This is a genomic window from Devosia sp. A16, from assembly GCF_001402915.1.
GTDB lineage: Bacteria > Pseudomonadota > Alphaproteobacteria > Rhizobiales > Devosiaceae > Devosia_A.
In genome coordinates, this window is the sequence record NZ_CP012945.1 from 60,955 (window position 1) to 84,137 (window position 23,183).

General features: G+C 65.7%; 16 protein-coding genes and 1 other RNA gene. 8 read left to right on the forward strand and 9 right to left on the reverse strand.

Annotated elements, in window-relative coordinates:
* The first annotated feature begins 47 nt into the window (after positions 1-47).
* The 3 genes from ssrA (at position 48) to APS40_RS00315 (ending at position 1,242) form a co-directional block, all read left to right on the forward strand.
* Positions 48-401, forward strand: a transfer-messenger RNA (tmRNA) gene (gene ssrA, locus APS40_RS24325).
* A gap of 130 nt (positions 402-531) precedes the next feature.
* Positions 532-1,026: an SspB family protein gene (locus APS40_RS00310; RefSeq protein WP_055049492.1), complete on the forward strand. Its 495-nt coding sequence runs from the start codon at positions 532-534 to the stop codon at positions 1,024-1,026.
* A 6-nt stretch (positions 1,027-1,032) separates the two neighbouring features.
* A complete protein-coding gene (locus tag APS40_RS00315; RefSeq protein ID WP_055045162.1) occupies positions 1,033-1,242 on the forward strand; it encodes a ribbon-helix-helix domain-containing protein in 210 nt (69 codons plus the stop codon).
* On the opposite strand, the gene APS40_RS00320 is transcribed toward APS40_RS00315, so the two are convergent.
* Complete coding sequence (locus tag APS40_RS00320) at positions 1,239-4,853, reverse strand: AsmA family protein (protein WP_055045163.1); 3,615 nt, start codon at positions 4,851-4,853, stop codon at positions 1,239-1,241. The two genes, APS40_RS00315 and APS40_RS00320, sit on opposite strands and share 4 nt — an antisense overlap.
* A 199-nt stretch (positions 4,854-5,052) precedes the next feature.
* Entirely contained in the window at positions 5,053-7,218 is a 2,166-nt protein-coding gene (locus APS40_RS00325) for an esterase-like activity of phytase family protein (protein ID WP_055045164.1), read from the reverse strand.
* A gap of 164 nt (positions 7,219-7,382) precedes the next feature.
* Here APS40_RS00325 and APS40_RS00330 point away from each other — a divergent pair, with 164 nt between their 5' ends.
* Positions 7,383-9,785: an ATP-dependent helicase gene (locus tag APS40_RS00330; protein WP_055045165.1), complete on the forward strand. Its 2,403-nt coding sequence runs from the start codon at positions 7,383-7,385 to the stop codon at positions 9,783-9,785.
* 236 nt (positions 9,786-10,021) lie between these two features.
* Here the strand turns inward: APS40_RS00330 and APS40_RS00335 are convergent, their stop codons facing one another.
* On the reverse strand, positions 10,022-10,951 hold the full coding sequence (locus APS40_RS00335) for a DMT family transporter (RefSeq protein WP_055045166.1): 930 nt from the start codon (positions 10,949-10,951) through the stop codon (positions 10,022-10,024).
* Positions 10,952-11,125: 174 nt separating this feature from the next.
* On the opposite strand from APS40_RS00335, the gene cls reads away from it, so the two are divergent.
* The 3 genes from cls (at position 11,126) to APS40_RS00350 (ending at position 14,273) form a co-directional block, all read left to right on the forward strand.
* Positions 11,126-12,583 (forward strand): cardiolipin synthase, encoded by a 1,458-nt coding sequence (gene cls, locus APS40_RS00340; RefSeq protein WP_055045167.1) that lies wholly within the window; start codon positions 11,126-11,128, stop codon positions 12,581-12,583.
* Positions 12,584-12,619: 36 nt separating this feature from the next.
* Positions 12,620-13,333 (forward strand): endonuclease/exonuclease/phosphatase family protein, encoded by a 714-nt coding sequence (locus tag APS40_RS00345; protein WP_055045168.1) that lies wholly within the window; start codon positions 12,620-12,622, stop codon positions 13,331-13,333.
* Positions 13,334-13,403: 70 nt separating this feature from the next.
* Positions 13,404-14,273, forward strand: a complete 870-nt coding sequence (locus APS40_RS00350) for a 50S ribosomal protein L11 methyltransferase (protein ID WP_055045169.1) — start codon at positions 13,404-13,406, stop codon at positions 14,271-14,273.
* A 268-nt stretch (positions 14,274-14,541) separates the two neighbouring features.
* On the opposite strand, the gene APS40_RS25440 is transcribed toward APS40_RS00350, so the two are convergent.
* Positions 14,542-14,676, reverse strand: a complete 135-nt coding sequence (locus APS40_RS25440) for a hypothetical protein (RefSeq protein WP_257720968.1) — start codon at positions 14,674-14,676, stop codon at positions 14,542-14,544.
* A 265-nt stretch (positions 14,677-14,941) separates the two neighbouring features.
* Here APS40_RS25440 and APS40_RS00355 point away from each other — a divergent pair, with 265 nt between their 5' ends.
* Positions 14,942-16,774, forward strand: coding sequence for an aminopeptidase P family protein (locus APS40_RS00355; RefSeq protein ID WP_055045170.1), 1,833 nt, complete (start codon positions 14,942-14,944; stop codon positions 16,772-16,774).
* Between the two features lie 84 nt (positions 16,775-16,858).
* Here APS40_RS00355 and APS40_RS00360 read toward each other — a convergent pair whose 3' ends face one another.
* The 5 genes from APS40_RS00360 to recN form a co-directional block, all read right to left on the reverse strand.
* Entirely contained in the window at positions 16,859-17,350 is a 492-nt protein-coding gene (locus tag APS40_RS00360; protein WP_055045171.1) for a hypothetical protein, read from the reverse strand.
* A 76-nt stretch (positions 17,351-17,426) separates the two neighbouring features.
* A complete protein-coding gene (locus tag APS40_RS00365) occupies positions 17,427-17,879 on the reverse strand; it encodes a DUF3828 domain-containing protein (protein WP_055045172.1) in 453 nt (150 codons plus the stop codon).
* A gap of 11 nt (positions 17,880-17,890) precedes the next feature.
* Positions 17,891-19,153: a hypothetical protein gene (locus APS40_RS00370; RefSeq protein ID WP_055045173.1), complete on the reverse strand. Its 1,263-nt coding sequence runs from the start codon at positions 19,151-19,153 to the stop codon at positions 17,891-17,893.
* A 122-nt stretch (positions 19,154-19,275) separates the two neighbouring features.
* Complete coding sequence (gene ligA / locus APS40_RS00375) at positions 19,276-21,492, reverse strand: NAD-dependent DNA ligase LigA (protein WP_055045174.1); 2,217 nt, start codon at positions 21,490-21,492, stop codon at positions 19,276-19,278.
* Positions 21,489-23,159: a DNA repair protein RecN gene (recN, locus tag APS40_RS00380; RefSeq protein ID WP_055045175.1), complete on the reverse strand. Its 1,671-nt coding sequence runs from the start codon at positions 23,157-23,159 to the stop codon at positions 21,489-21,491. Before recN ends, ligA begins: the two co-directional genes overlap by 4 nt.
* Between the last annotated feature and the right edge of the window lie 24 nt (positions 23,160-23,183).

Consider the following 23,183-nt stretch of genomic DNA (forward strand, 5'->3'; position numbering starts at 1 on the left):
CTCAGCTTATCGCGATTCGGAGCGTGCTCCGCCGAGCATCCACAGTGCGGTTTGCATCGCGCACTCGTCGCGCCTATATAGGTCTTGCCGGCAACGGCTATGGCGATAAACGGCTAGCGTAATAAACCCATTGGACCCGGGGGCAGTGCCCGGCGTCTCCACCAGAACTCCCCGTCGTGGCGGGCTCATGGGGACGAAACAGGATCGACAAGGGCGTAAAGGTTAGACTTTTGCTCGGCATGGTACCACCGATATCGGGCCATCCTAATAGTTGCCAACGACAACTATGCTAAGGTTGCTATCGCTGCTTAATGCGGCGCCGGCACCTGAACTAAAAGTCCTCCAGGCCTAGCAGCTTGGCAGGCGGGGTTCGCAGGCACCTGGCAACAGAAGCCTGCACTTCCCTTTCCATCGTCGACACCCTGCAGCGTCCCAAGGTCGCGGGGCGCGGCTTTCCGTTTTGCCTTGAATTGTGCCCCCCGCAGCGGTGATATGGGCTTGAAGCGGGGATTCCCCCGCAGCAAGGACGATATGGCTGAAGACCTGATCCGCTACGACATTCTGGCCCAGGAAGCGCTGCGCGGCGTTGTGCGCAAGGTGCTGTCCGAAGTGGCGCGGACTGGCCTGCCGGGCGAGCACCATTTTTTCATTTCCTTCGTCACCAAGGCCCCGGGCGTCCGGATGAGCCAGCGGCTGGTCGAGCAATACGACAAGGAAATGACCATCGTGCTGCAGAACCAGTTCGGCGCCTTGCGCGTCACCGAGACCGGCTTCGAGGTCGAACTGTCCTTCGATGGCCGCCCCGAATTGCTGGCGATCCCGTTCTCGGCGATCAAGGGCTTCTTCGATCCATCGGTGCAGTTCGGCCTGCAGTTCGATGTCGAGCGCGTCGCCGGCGATGAGGCCGAACCGGCTGAGGCGGACTCTGCCGACGAGGCCGCGGCGCCCCCTGCCCCTGCGAAAACCGCTGCCCCCGAGGCGCAGGGCGAGAAGGTCGTGAGCCTCGACAGCTTCCGCAAGAAGTAGCGGGCGGTGGAGAAGCGCTCGCTGACCATCGCCGGGCACCGGACCAGCATCGCCATCGAAAGTGAGTTCTGGGCCGGCCTCGAGGCGATGGCGCAGGCCGGCGGCAAATCCATCGCCGCCCTGATCGCCGAGATCGACCAGCAGCGCGAAGTGCCCAACCTGTCATCGGCCGTCCGGCTCGCCGTCCTGGCCTGGTATCGGGATCGGTCGGGTTAGTTCCCGAGCCCGATGTCCATCGGGCGGTTGAACTCCTCGAGCGCCTTGCGCAGGTCTTCCTCTTCCTTCGCCTTGCGCGCCGCCTCCTCTTCCGCTGCCTTCCTCGCGGCTGCCTCTTCGGCGGCCTGCCTGGCGGCGGCTTCTTCGGCAGCCTTCTTCGCCGCGGCCTCGTCAGCCGCGCGGATTGCCGCAGCCTCGGCCGCGAGCCGGGCTTTCTCGGCTTCCTCCGCCTTCCGCCTCGCCTCGTCCTCTTCGCGCAGCTTCTCGAGCCGGGCCACTTCCGCCTCGTAGGCCTTCACCATGATCGCGTCGACCAGGCCCGATACGTCGAACTGCCGCTCGGGCGCCATCAGCGTGCCGCCGAGGCGGGTGGAAATCCGCGCCGCTCCCGTATCGACCACCGCCGCCGGGGTGATCGCGGTCGGCGACAGCGCATAGTCGCCGCTGAGGCCGAGATCGCCCAGCCGGATCGAACCGCTGCCGAACAGCTGGCCGCCCTCCCCCTCGATCGACACATTTGGGCTGCGCAGCACGCCGCCGGCGATGGTGAAACCGGCCGTCACCCGCGGCGCATCGAACGGCGCATCGTCGAGCCGGTCCTCGATCAGCGCGCTCAACTCTTCCGGCTGCATCTCCAGCAGATTCGCAATGCCGGAGATCGAGGAGGCGGCCTGTGGGTTCAGCCGTTCGATCCTGAGCCCGCTGGTCGTGTACGTCCCTTCACCGGTCAATGCCGCGAGCATGCCCGCTACCGACCCACCGGTGCCGTCGAACCGGCCCGAAGCATCCAGTGTGCCGTCGATGGCATTGGCGACCAGCGGCGGCGCGATGCTGTCGAGCGGCACGCCGACCAGCGAAATCCGCCCGGTCACCTGCTTGTCCGGCAAGGGACCGGCGCAGCAGACCGCCAGTTCCATGCCGACGCTGCCGCCGCCGAGCTTGCCGGCAACATTGCGCAGCCGGGTGGTGGTGGCATCCCAATCGAGATCGAAGCTGAGGTCGGTCAGCAGCGGTTTGCCATCGGCGGAGACGGTCGGCGCGCTCACGGCCACGCGACCCGTGGTGGTCCGCGGCGCCTCGCCGGTGGCCAGTGGTCCGTCCGGCCACAGACCGCTGCCCGCCAGCAGCGAGGCCGGCCCGGTCAGCGTCCTGAGCACGCTGCCGAGGTCGAGGTCGCCGGTGGCGATGGCGCCGCTGACGGTTCGGGCGTTGCCTTTCGTCGCGAGCTTCAGGTTGCCGCTGAAAGACCCGGCGCCCGAGGTGCCGGTGATATCGAGCAGTTGCACGTCGGCCGGCCCGTTGAAATCCACCCGGGCGGATGCGGCGAGCGCCGGCAGCGATATGCCGCCCGCGCCGAGCCAATCGGCAAAGGTCGATGGATCGGCAAGCTTGGCCTTGAGGGTGCCCTTGCCGCTATAGGCCGCCGGGTTGGTAACCACCAGGTTGCCGGAAAAACCCAGGGAGTCGCCTCCGCCTTCGACCAGCACGGTGGTCTCGAGACTGTTGGCGACATTGCCGTCGACGACACCGACCAGATGCACGGGCTCGCCATCGGCGAACAGGCCGACCTCGCCCAGCCCCAGTTGCGCACTCATCGCGGCGGCATCGGCCGACTTCACGTCGAGCCGCACCTTCACCGGGCCGAAGAGCGCGCGCAGGAACCCCGCCTGCAACTCGGCATCCGCCGCGACCTGGGAGCCGCCGAGCTGCCCGGAAATGGCGAGGCTCTGCGCCCCGTCGCCGCTTGGCGGGTCGAGCCTGAGGGCAAGATCGGCCGGCAGCGACGGGGCAAGGAAGCCGGCAATGGCCGGAGATGCCCCTAGCGCGCGATAAAAGCTCGCCAGCGCCGGCGCATCCGCCGAGTTCACGGTAACGGTTGCCGATCCCGAGAGCTCCGGCTTGGTGATCGAGCCGAACGCGGTAAGCGCCGCCTTGAATTTCATGCCGCCCAGCTCACCCGCCGAGACGTCGTCGACCACCAGGACGCCGCCGTCCCAGGAGCCCTTGGCTGCGAGCGCCCGGCCGTTGAGACCGCCCAGCGTCATGCTGTCGGCCACCAGGTCGAACTCGCCCTTGGGGAAGCTCGCGGGAAAGGCCGGATCGGCGGCGAGATCGGGCAACAGCGCCAACAGCGCCGCACTGCGGCTCGCATCCAGCTGGCCCATATCGGCGCTGATATGAAGGTCGGGGGTGGTGCCGAGGCCCAGCTGTGCCGAAAACGAACGCGCCTCGCCGTCGAGCTCGATCCGCCCGTCGCTCACCGACAGTGTCTCGCCCACCAGATCGATCCGGGCGGCGATCGAGCCGGGCATGCCGAACAGTGGATTGCCCTCGGCCGGCTTGCGCCACATCGTGCTCAATGCGTCGAGCCGCGCCGACTTGAGCGACAGCGTCCCCGAGAATTCCGGACGACCGGTATCGGTGGTGACCTCTCCCGCCAGCGCGACCCTGGTGTCGCCGGGCAATATGCCGGTCAGCCCGCGGACCGTCCAATCCCCATCATGCGCCGCGGCGTCGAGCCGGACATTGCGGAGCGAAAACGCGCGCAGGTTCACCTCGGCGACATCGAGGCCGATCGTCCCCGGGATGCCCGGCGCCGCCGGCAGCGGCAGCTCGCGCAGCAGCCGCACCAGTTCATACGGCTCGACCGCCTGTTCCGCCGTGGCATCACGTGGCGGCAGAGCCAGGAGGCCACCGGAGATCACCGCGTTGAAGGCCATGTCCTTGCCCAGCGTCACATCGGCGGCGCCGAGCAGCCGTGTCGCGGCGCGGTTCTCGTCGGGGATCACCACGTAGTCCGACAGCAGCACCTTGTTCGGGCTGGCCTCGACCTTGCTGGTCATCACCAGGTCGCCCTGCCCCGCATCCTCAGCGCCATCCCTCGCGGGCGGCTGCCGAAAGGTCATCGTGCCGCTAAAGCCCGGCGCAAGGCCGGATTTGAGATAGCCTTCGGCCGACAGCGTGAAGTGGTCGTCCACCGGACGTAGGCTCATCGCCAGCGTGCCGCCGCCTTCGGCGTCGAGCTGGCCGGTGGTGACCCTCAGCGCATAGACGGCGCCGTCGACGTTGCCCGTGCCCTGGAACGAGAACGGCCCGCGCAACGCCTCGAGCTTCAACTCGCCGGATACCCCGGAGGCGATATAGGTCTCGCCCGAACGGCCATCCCGCAGCCGGATGCTGCCCGCCGTGACCACCGCATTGGCAACCGAAATGTTGCTGTTCACCGCCTTGGCCAGGGCGATGCCGGTATCCACCGTGCCGTCGGCTGCGACGTCGATCGAAACCGTCGGACCGTCGAGTTGCAGCCGCGTGACATTGTAGCGATCGCGCAGGAAGTCGATCAGCGAGAAGTCGGCTTCGACCCGCTCGACCGTGAGGTTCGGGTCGGCGGCCGGGCCGGCGCTGACGTTGGAGAAGGTCAGCTTGGGCTGCGGCAGCAGGGAAAACGCCACATCGCCTTCGATCCGTACCGGCGCGCCCAGCACCTCGCCGGCAATGGCCGACAGCCGGTCACGATACTGGCCCCACGGAATGAAGCTCGGCACCACGAACGCCGCAGCAAGCAGCAGGATCGCGATGACGCCGACGATGATGTAGAGCCGGTTGAGCACGGGCCGATGAATCCTAGCAGAATGCATCGGAGTTTAGGCAATGGCTGGTGCTCCGTCACGCGCTGAACCGCATCACGGCGGCACTTATCGCAACGCCCTGCCGCCGACGCCGATATCGCCGCCTGCCGGTCTGGCTGCAAACAGCAGGGGCCGGCCCCTTCGGACCGGCCCCAAGCCCCGCAAACAGGAGGCTGTTGGCTTACTGGATCGTGCCGACCGACCAGAAGAAGGTCTCGCCCGAGGAATCCGCGACCCCGTCATTGTCGGTGATCACGTAACCGGTGCCGTCGGCCCCGATGGCGAAGCTCTCGACCTTGTCGACGACGTAACCGTTACTGGCGGCGAGATCGGGAATGAAGTCGCGGACTTCTTGCTTGGTGACCACCGGCAGCTCGCCGCCGATTTCGGCGCCGACCAGCGCCGAGACCGACACCCGGTAGAGCTTTTTCAGCGCCGCCTTGCGGGCGATCTGATTGTCGCGCTCGACCACATAGACGTAGTCGCCATGCGCGGTGATCTCGGACAGACCATTCCAGGCGCCCTCGGCCGCCGCTTCGAGCGGGTAGCGGACGGCGGACCAGGTCTGGTCCTTGAGGTTGTAGCCGAGCAGTTTCACCTGCCCTTTGGGATCGTCCTTCCACTCACGCTGGATCGCCACCCACAGGGTATCGCCCACTTTGGTGATGCCTTCGGCGCCGTAGCGGATCTCGTGCGGCAGCAGCGCCTCGGGGAATGCCACTTCCTCGATGATCTTGCCGTCGGCATCGACATGGTAGAGCGCATGCGGGATCAGCTTGTCGCTGCGGCCTTCCGAGGCCACCCAGAAGCCGCCCTCCCCGTCGAGCGTGATGCCCTCGAGATCGAGCTTCTGCGCCGCATCGCCGCCGCGCGTGATGATGGTCTTGTTGACGATCCGTGTCGGCCTGGCCGTAGCGTCGATCTGGTAGATCGCCGGCTGGGCGCTGAGCACGCTGTCGCTGACCGCATAGAGGATGCCCGGCTTGTCGGCATCGCCCACGGCGCCCGAGATCGCAGCCCAGCCGATCGGCCGGCCGTCGGCGTCGAGATCGGAGATCAGCTGCGGGTAAGCCGCTTCGCCCTCACCCAGCTCGTAGAGCATGACATGCGAGCCGGTGAGCCCGTCGGCGCGACCGTCGAACTCGTTGGCAGTGGCGAGCAGGTTCCGCTGCGGGATGGCGACCAGGCCTTCCGGCGAGATGCCCGAAGGCAGTGACTGCAGGTATTCCGGCTTGGCGCCCGCACCGGCATCCTTGTAGACGGCAATCAGCGACGACCGCTCCTGGGCGATGAAGACGTAACTGGTGTCGCCGAAGGTCGCGGTTTCCAGCCCCTCGGGCTCGATGCCCTTCTTGTTGCGGGCATCCGGATAGTGGCCGAGGCGGGCGGCCTCGTACTCCATCGACGGGCCGCTCTCATGGGCGACGGTGCCATCGCGGTTGAAGATGGTGAAGCCGCGCGAGCCGCCCTTCCAGTCGCCTTCATTGGCGACGATCAGGCGGTTGTCGTCGAGCCACTTCACGGCGTCCGGCTCGCGCGCCACATCCTCCAGCTTGCCGGTGAACTTGAGCGCGCCGTCCTTCTTGGTATCGACGCCCTCGAGGCTGACCGTGCCGGCCGAAAAGTGCGATTTCACCGTGCCGGTTTTGCCGTCGATGATGATGATCTCGTTGTTTTCCTGCAGCGTCAGGGCCACTTCGTCGAGGTCGTTGAACGACACGAACTCGGGCTCCGGATCGTCGCCGGCGATGGCGGCGAGACCGGTGACGTCGACCTTCTTGAGGCTTTCGGGATCGACGACGCCGTCCTTGAGGTTGAGCAGCACAAGGTAGCCGGCCGGCATTTGCGGGAGGTCGCCGTCGTTCACCTCCTCATCGCGTTCGTTCTCGATGGCGATGGCGATGATGTCGTTGTTCCTCGAATGGGCGATCGAATCGGGCTGGCCGCCCAGCTCGATGGTGGTTTCGATGGCTTTGCTGGCGAGATCGACGACCACGAGCTTGCCCGAGGGGCTGGTGAAGCTTTCCGAGGTGTTGACCGCGGCATAGACCTTGCTGCCGATGATGGTCACCGAGGTCGGCTCGCCGTCGAGCGCCACGAAACCGGCGGCTTTCGGCGCCTTGGCGTCGGTGATGTCGACAAAGCCGATGCCGCCGGCCGGGCTGTCCGAATAGACCAGCGTCATGCCGTCTTCCGACGCCGTGATGATTTCCGACGAGGTCGTCTTGGCCTCGACGTTGTTCAGCTCGACCGGAAAGCTGGCGATCCGGTTGAACACCGGCGCGGCATAGGTCGCAGTGGCGAGCAGGCCGGCGGTGAGGCCGAGAAGAATGGATTTGAACTGCATTGTCGGGCGCCCCTGAAAATCGAGGGCTTCCGCTTAGGCACGCCGCACAACGGCCACATGACAATGTGGTGACAGATCTGTGACAGGCCCCCGCCGCATATACATCCGGCCTCGCACTGCCTATATCTAGCAATGAGAACGAAACAGGATTCGTCGTTTCCCTGATGGCAGCAGAACCGCAGCGCCTCGACCGCCCGCAGGCGGGCTCGATCACCAGCCAGTTTGGCCGGGGAGCAGCGACGCCTGACTATCTGAAGGGGCTCAACGAGGAGCAGCGCGACGCTGTGCTCAGCACCGAGGGTCCGCTGCTGGTGCTCGCCGGCGCCGGCACCGGCAAGACCCGGGTCCTCACCACCCGCATTGCCCATATCCTCAACTCGCGCAAAGCCTGGCCGTCGGAGATCCTGTCGGTGACCTTCACCAACAAGGCGGCCCGCGAGATGAAGGAGCGCATCGGCGCGCTGGTCGGCGCGGGCGTCGAGGGCATGCCCTGGCTCGGCACCTTCCACTCGATCGGCGCGCGCCTCTTGCGCCGGCATGCCGAACTGGTGGGGCTGCGCTCCGACTTCACCATTCTCGATACCGACGACCAGATCCGGTTGATCAAGCAGCTCTTGGAAGCCGCCAACATCGACGAGAAGCGCTGGCCGGCCCGGCAGTTCGCCGGGATGATGGACAACTGGAAGAACCGCGGCCAATTGCCCGGCGATGTGTCGATGGCCGACCGCTCGGCCTTTGCCAACGGCCGCGTCCCCGATCTTTACCAGCAATACCAGGATCGGCTGAGAACGCTGAACGCCACCGATTTCGGCGACCTGCTGCTGCTGTGCATCAAGCTGTTCCGTGAGAACCCGGATGTGCTGGCCGAGTACCACCGGCGCTTCAAGTACATCCTCGTCGACGAATACCAGGATTCGAACGTCGCCCAGTATCTGTGGCTGCGCCTGCTCGCCCAGGGCAAGCCCGCGTCGGAGGCCAATATCTGCGTCGTCGGCGACGACGACCAGTCGATCTATGGCTGGCGCGGCGCCGAGGTCGACAACATCCTCCGCTTCGAGAAGGATTTCCCGGGCGCCAAGGTGATCCGGCTCGAGCGCAACTACCGCTCGACCTCCAACATCCTCAAAGCCGCCTCGCACCTCATCGCGAACAATGAAAGCCGGCTGGGCAAGACGCTGCAGACCGATGTAGGCGAACCTGGCGAACTGGTGATGGTCACCTCGGTCTGGGATTCCGACGAGGAAGCCCGGCAGGTCGGCGAGGAGATCGAGCAGTTCCAGCGCCAGGGCGAGGCACTGAACTCGATGGCGATCCTGGTGCGCGCTTCTCATCAGATGCGCGCCTTCGAAGAGCGCTTCATCACGCTGGGGCTCAACTATCGCGTCATCGGCGGCCCGCGCTTCTACGAGCGCAAGGAAATCCGCGACGCCTTGGCTTACCTGCGGCTGGTGTTCAACCCGAACGACGATCTCGCCTTCGAACGCATCGTCAACACGCCCAAACGCGGGCTGGGCGACTCGACCCTGCAGATCCTCTACGACGCGGCGCGGCGCCAGGGCACGTCACTTACCACCGCTGTGCGCGCGCTGGTGCAGACCGAAGAGCTCAAGCCCAAGCAGCGCACCACCTTGCGCCAGCTTATGGAACAGTTCGACGACTGGGCGCGGCGGGCCCAGGCCCTCCCCCCGGAAGACGCCGTCGAAGAAGAGGAGCTGGCGCCCGGCATCATCCGCCGCCACACCTCGCATGCCGATCTCGCCCGCCAGGTGCTGGACGAGTCCGGCTATACCGAGATGTGGCAGAACGACAAATCCGCCGAGGCGGAAGGCCGGCTGGAGAACCTGAAGGAACTGGTCAACTCCATGGAAGAGTTCGACTCGCTGGGCGGCTTCCTCGAACACGTCTCGCTGGTGATGGACCGCGATACCGGCGAAGCCGATGACGCCGTGTCGATCATGACGCTCCACTCCGCCAAAGGGCTGGAGTTCGAGACGGTGTTCCTCCCCGGCTGGGAGGAAGGCCTGTTCCCCAGCCAGCGCACCCTCGATGAGCTCGGCCGCGCCGGGCTCGAAGAGGAGCGCCGGCTGGCCTATGTCGGCCTCACCCGAGCCCGCAAGCGTCTGCGCGTCTCGGTGGCGCAGAACCGGCTGACCCACGGCCTCTGGCAATCGGCGATCCCGTCCCGTTTCCTCGACGAGCTGCCGGCGGCAGCGGTCGAGGTCAAGGACACCGGCTCGGCCTATGGCGGCTACGGCTATGGTGGGCGCGCCTCGGGGCGCTTCGATACCCGCGACCCGTTCGATTCGCTTTACGAGACTCCCGGCTGGCAGCGCGCCCGCGCCCAGGCCTCGAGCCGCAAGTCGGCCGGCCCGATCACCATCGACGGCGACCTCGTGGCCCGCTCGGTCGATGACGGCCGCGGCTCGAAATACGATGTCGGCGAGCGCGTCTTCCACCTGAAATTCGGCTACGGCCGCATCGACCAGATCGAAGGCAACAAGCTGACCATCGAGTTCGAAAAGGCCGGCAGGAAGAAAGTGCTCGAAAGCTTCGTGCAGAAGCCGTAGTCGCCGCACCACAGTGGACCGCGCTTCTGATCAACCGGGTGGCCGTCTTCGGCGATGATCATGTGCACTCGTGAGGGTTCGGCTGCATAAGGCCCCTCATCAGGCGCTAGGCGCCGACCTCTCCCCCAGAGGGAGAGGTGTCCGTGTGGCATGATCGCGCTCCAACTTCACCTCCTCCTCGGGTGAGGAGGCCTTCCCGAGGCATCGCTCCAGAGCAGATACTTTGCCCAAGCGGGTTACTGCGGCGGGGTGATCTCGCTCGCCTTCTTCCGTTCGAGCCCCAGCTTGTGCTCGCGGTAGATGATGAAAAGGCCCGAGCCGACGACGATGACGCCTCCGACCAGCATCTCGACGGTCGGCACATCGTGGAAAATCAGGTAGCCGATCAGCACCGAGAGGATCAGCGAGGCATATTCGAACGGCGCCACCACTGACATATCGGCGTGGCGGTAGGATTCGGTGAGGAGGATCTGCCCGATGCCGCCGAAGATGCCGGCCCCGACCAGGAGGGCGAACTGCTCCGTCGTCGGCATCACCCAGCCGAATGGCAGCGTAGCGAGGCCAAACACCGACGAGGTCAGCGAGAAATAGAGGACGATGGTGGCCGAGCGCTCGGTCTCCACCAGCTTGCGGACCAGCACCATGGCCGTGGCGGCAAAGCCGGCAGCTACCAGCGCGGACACGGCCCCTAGCGTTGCGCCGCTCATGTCGGCAATGCCGCCGGAAAACACCGTCAGGCGCGGCCAGATGATGATGATGACGCCGACCAGCCCGACGAGCACGGCACTCCAGCGGTAGAGCCGGACCTGCTCATGGTAGAAGATGGCGCTGAACACCACGATGAGCAGCGGCGTCGCGTAACTGATGGTGATCGCTTCGGCCAAGGGCAATTGGGTGAGCGCGAAGAAGCCGGTCATCATGCCGCCGGTGCCGACGAGGCCGCGCAGCAGATGACTTACCGGGTGCCTGGTCTTGAGCCCCACCCCGAGTTCGCCCTTCCAGATCAGGTAGGCGATGATGGGGACGATGGCGAAGAAGGAACGGAAGAACACCAGTTGCCCGGACGGCACGCCCTCGGACGCCTTGAGCAGGCTCGACATGCCGAGGAAAACGCACACCGAGCTCAGCTTGAACGCAATTCCCGTCATGGCGTTCTGACGGAGCATTGACGGTTGCGGCGACACTGGCGGACTTTCGAACACGGGAAGGCGGACCGGAAAGGTCCGGCTGCTAGTTTTGCGGAGGTTCGCTGCGGCGCGCAACCATCTTGCGCACGGAACTCGGCTCTGGTCGTTCCCCGTGCATCGGCTATTAGTCTAAGGCGGAGCAGCGGAGCGGCAATGAACGGCGTCATCGACATGAGTGAAGCGGTCGAGACCGTCGTCGAGAGCATTCCGATCATCGCGATGGTGCTCGCCGGCTTCTACGCCGTGGCGCTCATTTGCGCGGTGCGCGAAATCAGCGCGTCCCGGACCTCGCAGGGCTCGATCGCCTGGCTGGTATCGCTGGCCTTTCTGCCCTTCCCCACCACCATCTTCTACCTCGTCTTCGGCTGGAAGCACTTTGACAGCTATGCCCAGACCCGCATGCAGGTGCGCGCCTCGCGGCTGATCCGCAGCGAGGATCTGGCGGTGATCGATCGCGAGGCCGGAGCACAGTGGCCGGTGCAGCGCCGCGCCGCCGGCATGCCGTTTCTCGCCGGCAACGCGGCGGAGCTGCTGGTCGATGGCGAAGCGACGTTCGAATCGATCTTCGAGGGCATCGCCGCGGCCAAGACCTACATTCTGGTGCAGTTCTACATCCTCAAGGCCGATGCGCTGGGCCATCGGCTGGCTGCCGCGCTGATGGAGCGGGCACGCGCTGGAGTGGCGGTCTACATGCTCTACGACGATGTCGGCAGCAGTGGCTTGTCCCGCGAATACAAGGACCGGATGTGGGCCGAAGGCATCAAGATCTTCGGCTTCAACCATCGTCACCGCTTCCTCAGGCTGTTTGGGCCGATGCGGATCAACTATCGAAACCACCGGAAATCCGTCGTGGTCGACGGCAAGGTCGCCTGGACCGGTGGCGCCAATATCGGGGTCGAGTACCTGGGCGAAGACGAGCGCTTCGGCGACTGGCGTGATACGCAGCTCAAGCTCGAGGGGCCGGCGGCTTCTTCGGTAGCGCTCATCTTCCAGGAGGATTGGCTCTGGGCCACCGGCGAGGTCCTCAACCTGCCCCCGCCCCATCCGGTGGACGAGCCGGGACATGTCTCGGCGCTGGTGATGGCCACCGGTCCCGCCGACAAGCTCGAAGCTTGCGCCATTGCCTTCGCCGACGTGATCGGCCAGGCGCGGCAGCGGCTCTGGATCGTCAGCCCCTACTTCGTGCCGGACACCGACATGCGGACCGCGCTCTATGCGGCGATCCTTCGCGGCGTCGATGTGCGCATCATGCTGCCGGCCAAGCCCGACCACCTGCTGGTCTGGCTCGCCAGCAACGCCCATGCCGACGCCATGGTGGAACACGATATCGCCATCTACCGTTACCAGAAGGGCTTTCTGCACCAGAAGGTGCTGCTGATGGATGACAGGATCGCCTCCGTCGGCACGGTGAACTTCGACAATCGCTCGTTCGCCATCAATTTCGAGATGACCGTATGGATGCCCGACCCCGGCGTCATCACAGCGGTGGAGAAGATGCTGGAAACCGACTTCGCCAATTGCCGCCAGGTGACCAAGGATGAGGTGCTCAAGCGCCATCCGATCCCCCGCTTCATCTCGCAGGCCGCCCGCCTGCTCTCGCCTATCCTCTAGACCCGTGCCCTTCTTTCTGCTGACGTCCCAGGACCAATGATCAAAGTCGCCTCGTACAACATCCGAAAGAGCATCGGCACCGACAGGCGCCGGCAACCCGACCGCATCATGAAGATTCTCGCCGAGATCGATGCGGACATCGTCGCGTTGCAGGAAGTGGATCGGCGTTTTGGCGAACGCGCCACGACGCTCTCCCCCGACCTGATCGTCGACTACACCAACTACATGCCGGTCCGCTTCGGCATCCGCGAGCAGAGCCTGGGCTGGCACGGCAACGTGCTGCTGGTGAAGAAGGGCATCGAGGTTCGCAACCCCCAGCGCATCGAACTCCCGGCGTTCGAGCCGCGCGGCGCCGTGATGGCCGACGTGGTGATGGGCACCACCGCGATGCGTGTTGTCGGCATGCACCTGGGGTTGCTGGGCAACTCGAGGATGAAGCAGGCCGACGCGATCGTCACTCACCTCGAAAAGCTCGAGCAGCACATGCCGACCGTGATCATGGGCGATCTCAACCAGTGGGCCGAGGACGGCAAGTGCCTCTTGGCCTTCGCGCGGCACCATGACGTCATCCCGCTGGGGCCGAGCTTTCACTCGCGTCGGCCGATGCTGCAGCTCGACCGCATCATCACCAGCCGGGATTTCAAGCTGGAATCGGCCGGGGTGCACCGCACCGCCCTGGCGCGCACCGGCTCGGACCATCTGCCGGTCTGGGCCAGCCTGTCGCTGCAGCACGCCGAAGCCGCAGCTTGACGCTTGATGCGGCCAGCCATTGACTTACTGCGCCGCTGCCCCGAAACAGCGGCGAACAGGACATTCCCCGATGACGCTCTCGCAACTCTCCACCCCGCTGACCAAGGACCAGGCCTATGCGCTGGTCGATGCCGTGATGGCCCGTGAGGACATCGCCATCACTGCTTCGGCGCATGAGAACGAGGAGACCGGCGAGTGGGTATTCGAGGCAACCTGCGACAGCGAGCCGGATGTCGAAGCCTTCAACCAGATCGCGCGCGAGACGCTGGGCGGCAATGTGAGTTTTGCGGTCGAGGCGATCGATCCGACCGTCAACTGGGTGGCAAAATCGCTGGAGGGACTGCAGCCCGTGGTGGCCGGCGGCTTCTATGTGCACGGCAGCCATGAGGAAAACCCACCCCCGCCGGGCCTGACCGCCATCCGCATCGACGCCGCGCAGGCCTTCGGTACCGGCCATCACGAGACCACCACCGGCTGCCTCGAGGCCATCGACCGCGCACTGAAGCGCAAGCGCTTCCGCGCCATGCTGGATGTCGGCACAGGTACGGGGATTCTCGCCATCGCGCTCGCCAAGCGCACCCATCTGCCCGTGCTGGCGAGCGACATCGACCCGATCGCCGTGACCACCACGGTGGAGAATGCCCGGGACAACGGCGTCGGGCGCTACATCATCGCCTTCGAAGCAACCGGGCTGGATCACCGCCAGATCGCCGCCGGCGCGCCCTACGATATGGTGGTCGCCAATATCCTCGCCGGTCCGCTGGTCGCGCTGGCGCCCGGCATGCGCAAGGTCACTGCCATCGGTGCCACGGTGATCCTCTCGGGCATCCTCAACACCCAGGCCAATCGGGTGATCTCGGCCTACTCGCAGCAGGGAATTGTACTGCGCCAGCGGATCGTCAAGAAGGAATGGACGACGCTGGTGCTGGAGCGGGTGTGAGCTGCTGCTGGCTGGTCCTGCTGACTAGTTTTCCCTGACCGAAAGAGACGGCCCCCTCCCGGCCTCCCCCATAAAGGGGGAGGTGAAGAGCCGAGACTCCGTCTACGATCGTGCCCAATGAACCAGCGGAGCACCTCCCCCTTTATGGGGGAGGATGGGAGGGGGCCGTCTGCCAGCGGTATCGCGCCAAAAGCAAAGTCCCCGGACCTTTCGATCCGGGGACTCATCAAAACAGATAGTCCAGACCCCGCGCTGACGCGCGTCGGTGTTAGTTCGGGCGCTTGGTCAGCGCGCCGAGCAGCAGGTGTTCACGGCTGCGACCGACGCTGCGGGTGGCCTCGCGGCCCCGCGCTTCGATGACGCTGCCGAGCGCCTTGCGGAAATCGTTCTTGCTCTCGGGCATCTTGTTCTCCCGGTTCCTTCAATTCAGTCGAGCTTCTCTCGACGCTCGGTATGTAGTGCGGACGAAGCCCGCGGGTAAGTCGTTGTTGCGAAAGGCAGCCATGCCAATTGTGCAAGGCGGCTTAACGGCTGGTGAATCGCTTCCGACCCTCAGCCCGGCTGCAATGCCCTCCCGGTGCTGAACCGCGGATGAACAGCGTGCCCCGCTTGGGAAGCGACGGAGCCTCTGTTAGGGTCCGCACCATTCCATTCTCCGGCAAATCATCATGACCGACAGCGACTTCGCCCCCACCGTCTACCAGAGCTTCGATATCCGCACCGACCCCAAGACCGTGGCGCCGCGCCTCAAGGCGCTGCGCGCCGCGATGCGGGAGGCCGGCGTCGATGCGTTCCTGGTGCCGCGCACCGATGCGCATCGCGGCGAGATGGTCCCCGATAGCGAGGCGCGCCTCGCCTACGTCACCAGCTTTACCGGTTCGGCCGGCCTCGCCATCATCGGCGCAAGGAAAGCCGCGCTGTTCGTCGATGGCCGATATACCCTGCAGGCGCCCGCCGAGACCGACACCAGGCTCATCACCGTGCTGGAAGCCAGCCAGGGCGGACTGTCGCCGAAGCTCGCCGATTTCGTGCCCAAGGGCGGCAAACTGGGCTTCGATCCATGGCTGCACACACCGAGCGAGCTTGCCGACCTCGAGAAAAAGTTGAGCGGCAAGGCGACGCTGGTGCCGGTGGTCAACCTCGTCGACCAGACCTGGAAGGACCGCCCTCTTCCGCCAAATGCCGCGATCGAGTTCCTCGGCCATAACCGCGCCGGCAAGACCGCGCCCGACAAGCTGGCAGAGATTCGAGCCACCATGGGCGAGGACAATGCCGACGCCCTGGTGTTGACCGTGCCGGAATCGATCAACTGGCTGTTCAACCTGCGCGGTCGCGACGTGCCGCATGTGCCGGTCGTGCTGTGCTTTGCGCTGGTGCCGAAATCCGGCATGCCGACGCTGTTCTTCAACAAGGAGAAGATCACGCCCGAGCTGCGCCATGGCCTCGAGGGGCTGGCCAAGGTCGCCGATGTCGCCACCATGGTCGCCGCCCTGCGAAAACTCGGCGCCGGCGACAAGCGGGTGATGCTCGACCCGGCAACCGTGCCGGTGGCAGTCGCCAACGCGATCAGCGGCGTCAGCGAAGCGACATTGATCGAGCGGCGCGACCCCGTGCTGCTGCCCAAGGCGCGAAAGAACGAGGCCGAGCTTGCCGGCATGCGCGAGGCGCACAAGCTCGATGGCATTGCCATGGCGCGCTTCCTCCATTGGTTCGACCAGGAGGCGCCCAAGGGCAAGCTGGACGAAATCGGCATCGCCACCGCACTCGAGAGCTTCCGGCGCGAGGAATCCGGGCTGGTCGATGTCAGCTTCGACACCATCTCGGGTGCCGGCCCGAACGGCGCAATCATCCACTACCGGGTCGACGAGAAGACCAACAGGCAGCTGAAGCCGGGTGAACTGATGCTGGTCGATTCCGGCGCGCAGTATCTGTCGGGCACCACCGACATCACCCGCACCATGTTCACCGGCAAAGCGACGGCCGAGCAGAAAGACCGCTTCACCCGCGTGCTGCGCGGCATGATGGCGATCTCGATGAGCCGCTTCCCCAAGGGCACCACCGGCGCCCAGCTCGATGTGCTGGCGCGCCAGTTCCTGTGGGAAGACGGGGTCAACTACAACCACGGCACCGGCCACGGCGTCGGCGCCTTCCTCTCCGTGCATGAAGGGCCGATCGGCATTTCGAGCCGCTACTCGGTGCCGTTCGAGGCGGGCATGATCACCTCGAACGAGCCGGGCTACTACAAGGCCGGCGCCTACGGCATCCGCATCGAGAACCTGCTCGTGGTTCAGGAAAGCAGCGTCGGCGGCGAGGGCAAGTTCCTCGAGTTCGAGACCCTGACCCTCGCCCCGATCGACCTCAGGCTGATCGACGAAACGCAGCTGAGCGGGCCGGAGAAGGCCTGGCTCAACGCTTACCACAAGCGGGTGTTCAAGGAGATCGGCCCGCAGCTCAAGGGAGATGCCAAGGCCTGGCTGAAGGATGCGACGCGGGAGATCTGAGGCCCCTCACCGAGTTTTCGCTCCCCTTGAGGGGAGAGAGGCGACAACTGCGACATTGTGAGCGGGCTCAGCGCCCATGTCCCCTCAGTTCACGCTGAACGGATCGTACTGCAGCAGCCAGGACAGCATCCAGTTCTGGCTGCCGGCGAGCGAGGCGACGTCGTCTACCTTCCAGCCATCGGCTTCGCGCACCATGGCGATGCTGATCAGGCTCATGTGGTCGAAGTTGTGAAAGCTGACCGTAGCGACGGCGCGGTCGCCGTTCAGCACCGGTTCGCCGACGACAAGGTCGAGCAGCAATGAGTTCTGTCCCTCGATAAACGGGTCGAACGCCAGCATGTCGGGCGCATCGGGATCGACCGCCGCGCCCCTCTGGTCGACACCCTGGCGCTCCACATTGGCGGCGTAGAGATCCTTGAGGCGCGCCGAGTAGAACTTCTCGAGGCCGCCCTTATGCTTCTGGCCGGCGCTGTAGGGCTGGTAGATCGCCTCGACCAGCGCCTTGGGATTGTCATAGGCGCTCGCTGCGCCCGAAAGGCCGATGATCAGTAGAAGGCTTGCAATGATGCGACGCATGACTGCCGTGTCCCGGTTGCGAGGGGCCCCGCCTAGCAAGCGGTTCGGGCGCATTGAGGGCTGCGCCGTGCCGCAATCAAGGCAGCGGCGACTGCAGGATATCGAGCAGGTCGTAGCTGTAATCGGCGCTGCCGCCCCACACGTCGTCGATCTTCCAGCCGTCCTCGTTGACGAGCAGGAAGCCGAGTTCCTGTGGCGTGTCGAAATTGCGGAACGTCACCTTCACCACCGCCCTGCCGCCGGCCGTATAGGGCTCGCCAATGACCAGATCGCTGATCTGGTAGTCCTGCCCGTTGATGTAGGGAGCGAAGTCGATGCGGCCGATCTCGCCATTGGACTCCTGCCGGTCCTTCTCGAACAGCCCGTTGAGCCGATCGCTCTGCAGCGGCGCTTCGTCGGGAGGATAGTCGTTGGGCGGCATGTAGCCCGCATACAGCGCCTCGAGCAGCGCTCTGGGATCGGTGAACGATTGCGCGAATGTCGGCTGCCCCAGCAGCACCAATGCAGCGGCGGCGATCAGCAGGCGCATGGCAAGCCCCCTCAGTTGAACCAGAAGGCGTAGCCGATCAGCGCATCGCCGAACACTGCATTGGCCTCGGCAAACGACTGGGCGCTGGCAATCGGGCCGTCCTTGAGGAAGGGGAGCGCATCGTAGCCGGTGATCAGCATCACCAGGTCGGTCTTCTTGGCGCCCTCGAAATAGGCCTTCAGGTCGAAACCCTTCTGGAAGCGCCAGTGCGGCAGCAGCAGCTTGCCGTCGAGAATCAGGTCCGCAGTGTCGAGGGTCGCCATCCAGGCCTTCACCTGCGCATCGGTGATCCTGGCTTCCGGCGTGATTCCGGTCTGCCTGGGGCTCGGCAGCAACTCGCGGTTGTCATCCGTCTCGGCGAGGATCGCTTCCCAGTTGCGCCGCGAGAGCGCAGTGACGTCCTTGAACCGCGCCAGCACGCGCTTCAGTCGATCGGCATCGGTCACCGGCCAGTTGAGGTGGTGGATAGCTGCCAGCGCATCGGCGATGGCGTTATCGGACTCGGGGTCGAGCATCAGCGTACCGGTGGAGCTCGTATAGGCCTGCATCGGCAACCCGGCGCGCGGGAACAGCCGGTGGAACGTGGTGTCGAACAACGCCCGGAAGTCATGCGCGAGGAGGAAGTCCGCCTGTGCCGCCAGTATCTGCGTGTAGCCCGCGAGCCAGATCGCGTCGGCCCGGTCGAAGCCGATGGTGGAATCGGGCGGTATTGGCGGCGTGGGAGCCGGCGCCCCGGCGTCGGTGGGGCCGGGCACCGTGGCAGCACCGAACATGGCCTTGAGCACATTGCCGACGCTCTCGGTTTCGCTGCCCTTGCCGTCACCGTCGAGGTCGATCCGCACCTTCAGCACTTCGACCGGTACGACATAGTCGCCGGTTTCGCCGGCGGTCAGCAGCGCATCGCGCGCTGCGTCCATGTCGTCGACCAGCAGTTGCAGGATGGCGCGAAACTTGTCGTAGTCGAGCGGTTCGGGATTGGGGTTCACCGGCACCGGCATGGCCAGTGGCGCCCCCATGATCGGACCGGCGTCGGGCGACGCAAAGCCGTGGCGATAAAGCCCCTGGGCGAAATGCTCGACACCCTGGATGAAGCTGAGCAGCCCCACGCCGAAGCGCCCTTCGAGGTCCTGCCGCTCGTAGTAGGGTTTGAGCTCGGTGAGCCCCTCCCCGATCGTGCCGGCGTACAGATGCTTGCGTGTGACGTCGCCCGCTTCGCCAGCCAGCGCCGGCAAGGACAGCGCCGCGCATAGCATGACAGTCGCCAGTTTCAGCATCCTGGTTCTCCCTTCGAGCGCCTTCGGCATGAGTCCCGAGACCCTTCGCTTCGATAGCGCGACATACAGATTGTCCGGGTGCGCCACCGGTTCACGAACCGGCGGCATATCCGACAGCTTGGCTATTTGGCCGCCAACTCAAGCCATTGATCTTCGTCGAGAATAAGGATGCCGAGCGCCTGCGCGTCCTTGAGCTTGGAGCCGGCGCCGGGACCGGCGACGAGAATGTCGGTATTCTTCGAAACCGAGCCCGCCACCTTGGCGCCCAATCGCTCCGCCATCGCCTTGGCTTCGCCGCGCGTCAGCTTCTCGAGGCTGCCCGTGAACACCACGGTCTTGCCCACCACCTCGCTGGTGGCCGAGACGGTGACGACGTAGGGCCTCGGTCGCACCTGCCGCAGCAGTGCCTCGAGAACCTCGTCGTTGCGCTCGTTGCCGAAGAAATCGATCAACGCCTCGATCACGGTGTCGCCGATGCCGTCAACCGACGGAAAGACCGAGTGCGGATCGTCGGCATGGGCCGCCGTTTCCTTGCCCACCCGGATCACTTCCTCGATGGTCGAGAAGGTCTTGGCCAGCACAGCCGCCGTCGTCTCGCCGATATGGCGGATACCGAGCGCGAAGATGAACCGATCGAGCTCCGGCTCACGCCTGGCGTCAATGGCGTCGAACAGCTTCTCGAGTCCTTCGAAACTCCGATCCTCGACACTGCGGGCGTTCTTGCGGGTCTTGCCCGAGGCTTGCTCGCGCAGCCGCGCCTGCTCGTCGCGCCGCGCCGCAAACGCCTGCTGCACCGCCGGTCGGCGATCGCGCAGGGTGAAGATGTCGGCAGCGGTCTTGACCAGACCGGAGTTGAAGAACAGGTCGATGTTCTCCGCCCCCAACCCTTCGATATCCATCGCGCCGCGGGACACGAAATGGCGCAGCCGCTCGACTGCCTGCGCGGCGCAGATCAGCTCGCCGGTGCAGCGGCGGCGCGAATCCTCCTTGCCGGTCTTCTCGTTGAGTTCGCGCGTCGCCGGTGAACCGCAGACCGGGCAGACATGCGGAAACACGTAAGGCACAGCATCGGCCGGACGCTTGTCCAGCACCACCCGGACGATCTGCGGAATCACATCGCCGGCCCGCTGGATCACCACCGTATCGCCGATGCGCACGTCGATCGGTTCGTCGCCGCGGATCGGAGCGCCCGTGGAGTCGATGCCGGCGATGTAGTCTTCGTTGTGGAGCGTCACGTTCTCCACCACGACGCCGCCGACGCCGACCGGCGCGAGACGCGCTACCGGTGCCAGCGTCCCGGTCCGTCCGACCTGGATGTCGATGGCGCGAACCGTGGTGAAGGCCTGCTCGGCCGGGAACTTGTGCGCCACCGCCCACCTGGGCTCACCGCTGGAAAAGCCCCAGCGGCGCTGCAGCTCCAGGTTGTCGACCTTGTAGACCACTCCGTCGATGTCGTAGCCGAGCGAGGAGCGCAGTTCCTCGATCTTCTTGTACTGGCCGATCAGTTCTTCGATCGAGCTGGCACGCACCATCAGCGGGCTGATGGCGAAGCCCCACTCGCCGAACCTCTGCACCGCCTCGTACTGGGTCGCCGCCGGTTCCGCCGAGGTGGCGCCCCACGCATAGGCAAAGAACTTGAGGTTGCGGCTGGCGGTGATCTGGGGGTCCTTCTGCCGGAGCGAACCGGCCGCGGTATTGCGCGGGTTGACATACTCCTGCCCGCCGACCGCCGCCGACCGCGCCTTCAGCGCCTCGAACTCGGCCATGGTCATATAGACCTCACCGCGAATCTCGATGCTCTCAGGCCAACCCGTGCCCCTGAGCTTGTGCGGGATATCCGCGATGGTTCTGAGGTTGGCGGTGATGTCCTCGCCCACCGTGCCGTCACCGCGCGTCGCGCCCTGCACGAACACGCCCTTCTCGTAGCGCAGCGAAGCCGACAGCCCGTCGATCTTCGGCTCGGCGGTAAAGACCAACTTCAGATCCTTGTCGCGCTCGAAGAAGCGCCGTCCGCGCTCGATGAAGTCGACCACGTCCTCGTCGGTATAGGCCTTGGCCAGGCTGAGCATCGGCACGGCATGCCGGACCTTCGAGAACCCCTCGACGGGGGCGCCCGCAACCTTGTCGCTGAGGCTGTCGGCCCGTTTCAGCTCCGGGAACGCGATCTCGAACGCCTGGTAGCGGCGTTTCATCGCGTCATACTCGGCGTCGGTGATGTCAGGGGCGTCGTTCTCGAAATAGGCGCGGTCCGCAGCGCTCAGCGCCTCGTGCAGCCGCTGAAGCTCCGCCTTGGCCTCCGCCTCGGAGAAGCTCTCGATCTCCCGTTCCGCCTCGCTCACGATACCTCCGAAATCAACTTCCCGGCGGCGGCGCGCGCCTCATCGGTGACCTTGGCGCCCGCCAGCATGCGCGCCACCTCTTCCTGCCGCGCCTTGCCGTCGAGGCGGCGCACATGCGTGCGCACGAACGCCCCCTCTTCGATCGCCTGTTTCTCGATCAGCAGATGGCTCTGGGCCCGTGCCGCCACCTGCGGCGCATGGGTGACGGTGAGCACCTGCACCTTGCCGGCCAACCGCGCCAGCCTGCGGCCGATGGCATCCGCGACGGCGCCACCGACCCCGGTGTCGATTTCGTCGAATATCAGCACCGGCGCCGAACCTCGATCAGCCAGCACGACCTTCAGCGCCAGAAGGAACCGGCTGAGTTCGCCGCCCGACGCCACCTTGAGAATTGGTCCCGGCTGCGTACCCGGGTTGGTCTGCACGTGGAAAGCGATCTGGTCGTGGCCGGAGGCGGCGACACGCTCCGGATCGACCTGCCGGTCGACGATGAACCTGGCCGCCCCCAGCTTTAGATCGGGCAGTTCGGCCTCCACGGCCTTGGTGAGGGCGAGGGCAGCCTTCTCGCGCGCCGCGCTGAGCGCCGCTGCGGCAGCAGAATAAGCCCGGCGAGCGGCCTCTGCCGCAAGCTCCAGCGCCCTCAGCGATTGCTCGCCGCTTTGCAGCATGTCGAGATCGTTCTGGTACTTGGCCAGCACCTCGGCGAGCCCATCGCAGGTGGTGTGATGCTTGCGGGCGGCGGCGCGGAGCGCAAACAGTCGCTCTTCGACCTTCTCGAGGTCTGCCGGGTCGAACGCCATGTCGCGCTTCAGCACCTCGAGCGCGTCGGACGTGACATCGAGCGATACCAGCGTCGCATCGAGCGCCTCGACGATCGGCTGAAATACCGCGGCGCCGGCATCGGCCTTGCGCACCAGCCGTCGCATCAGCCCGGCAAGCACCGGGCCGGGAGCCGTCGGGCCGTTGAGAATCTCGTCGGCGTCGCGGACTTCCTCGGCGGCCTTCTCCAGCGTCATCAGGCGCTGCCGGCGCTCGGCGAGCACTTCCTCCTCGCCTGCCTCCAGGTGCATCTCGCCCAGCTCGGCAACAACATGGCGCGCATATTCCTCACGGGCAGTCGCCTCCGCGATCACAGCGCGCTGCCCAGCGACGGCGGCTTCGGCCTCCACCAGCGCCTCGTAGGTGTTCCACACGGCGCTGACCATCGACTCGTGTCCGCCGAACGCATCGAGCGCCGCGCGATGGGTCGCAACGTCGATCAGCGCACGATCGTCATGCTGGCCGTGAATTTCGACGATAAGCCGGCCGACCGCCTGCAGCAGTCCGGCGGAAACCGGCTGGTCGTTGATGAAGGCGCGGGTGCGGCCGTCGGCCAGCTGCACACGGCGCAGGATGATGTCCTCGTCATCGGCGATGGCATTTTCGCGCAGCGCCTCGCGCGCCGGGTGATGCCGCGGCAGTTGCAGCACTGCCACCACCTGCCCGCTATCGGCCCCTGCCCTGACCAGCGAAGCGTCGCCGCGGCCGCCAAGCGCCAAGGTCAGTGCATCGAGCAGAATGGATTTGCCGGCGCCGGTCTCACCGGTCAGTGCGGTGAGACCGTCTTCGAGCGTGAGATCGAGCTGGTCGATCAGAACGATGTTTCGAACCGAAAGCGCATTGAGCATTCGGGAGTGGCCCCTCGGTGGTCG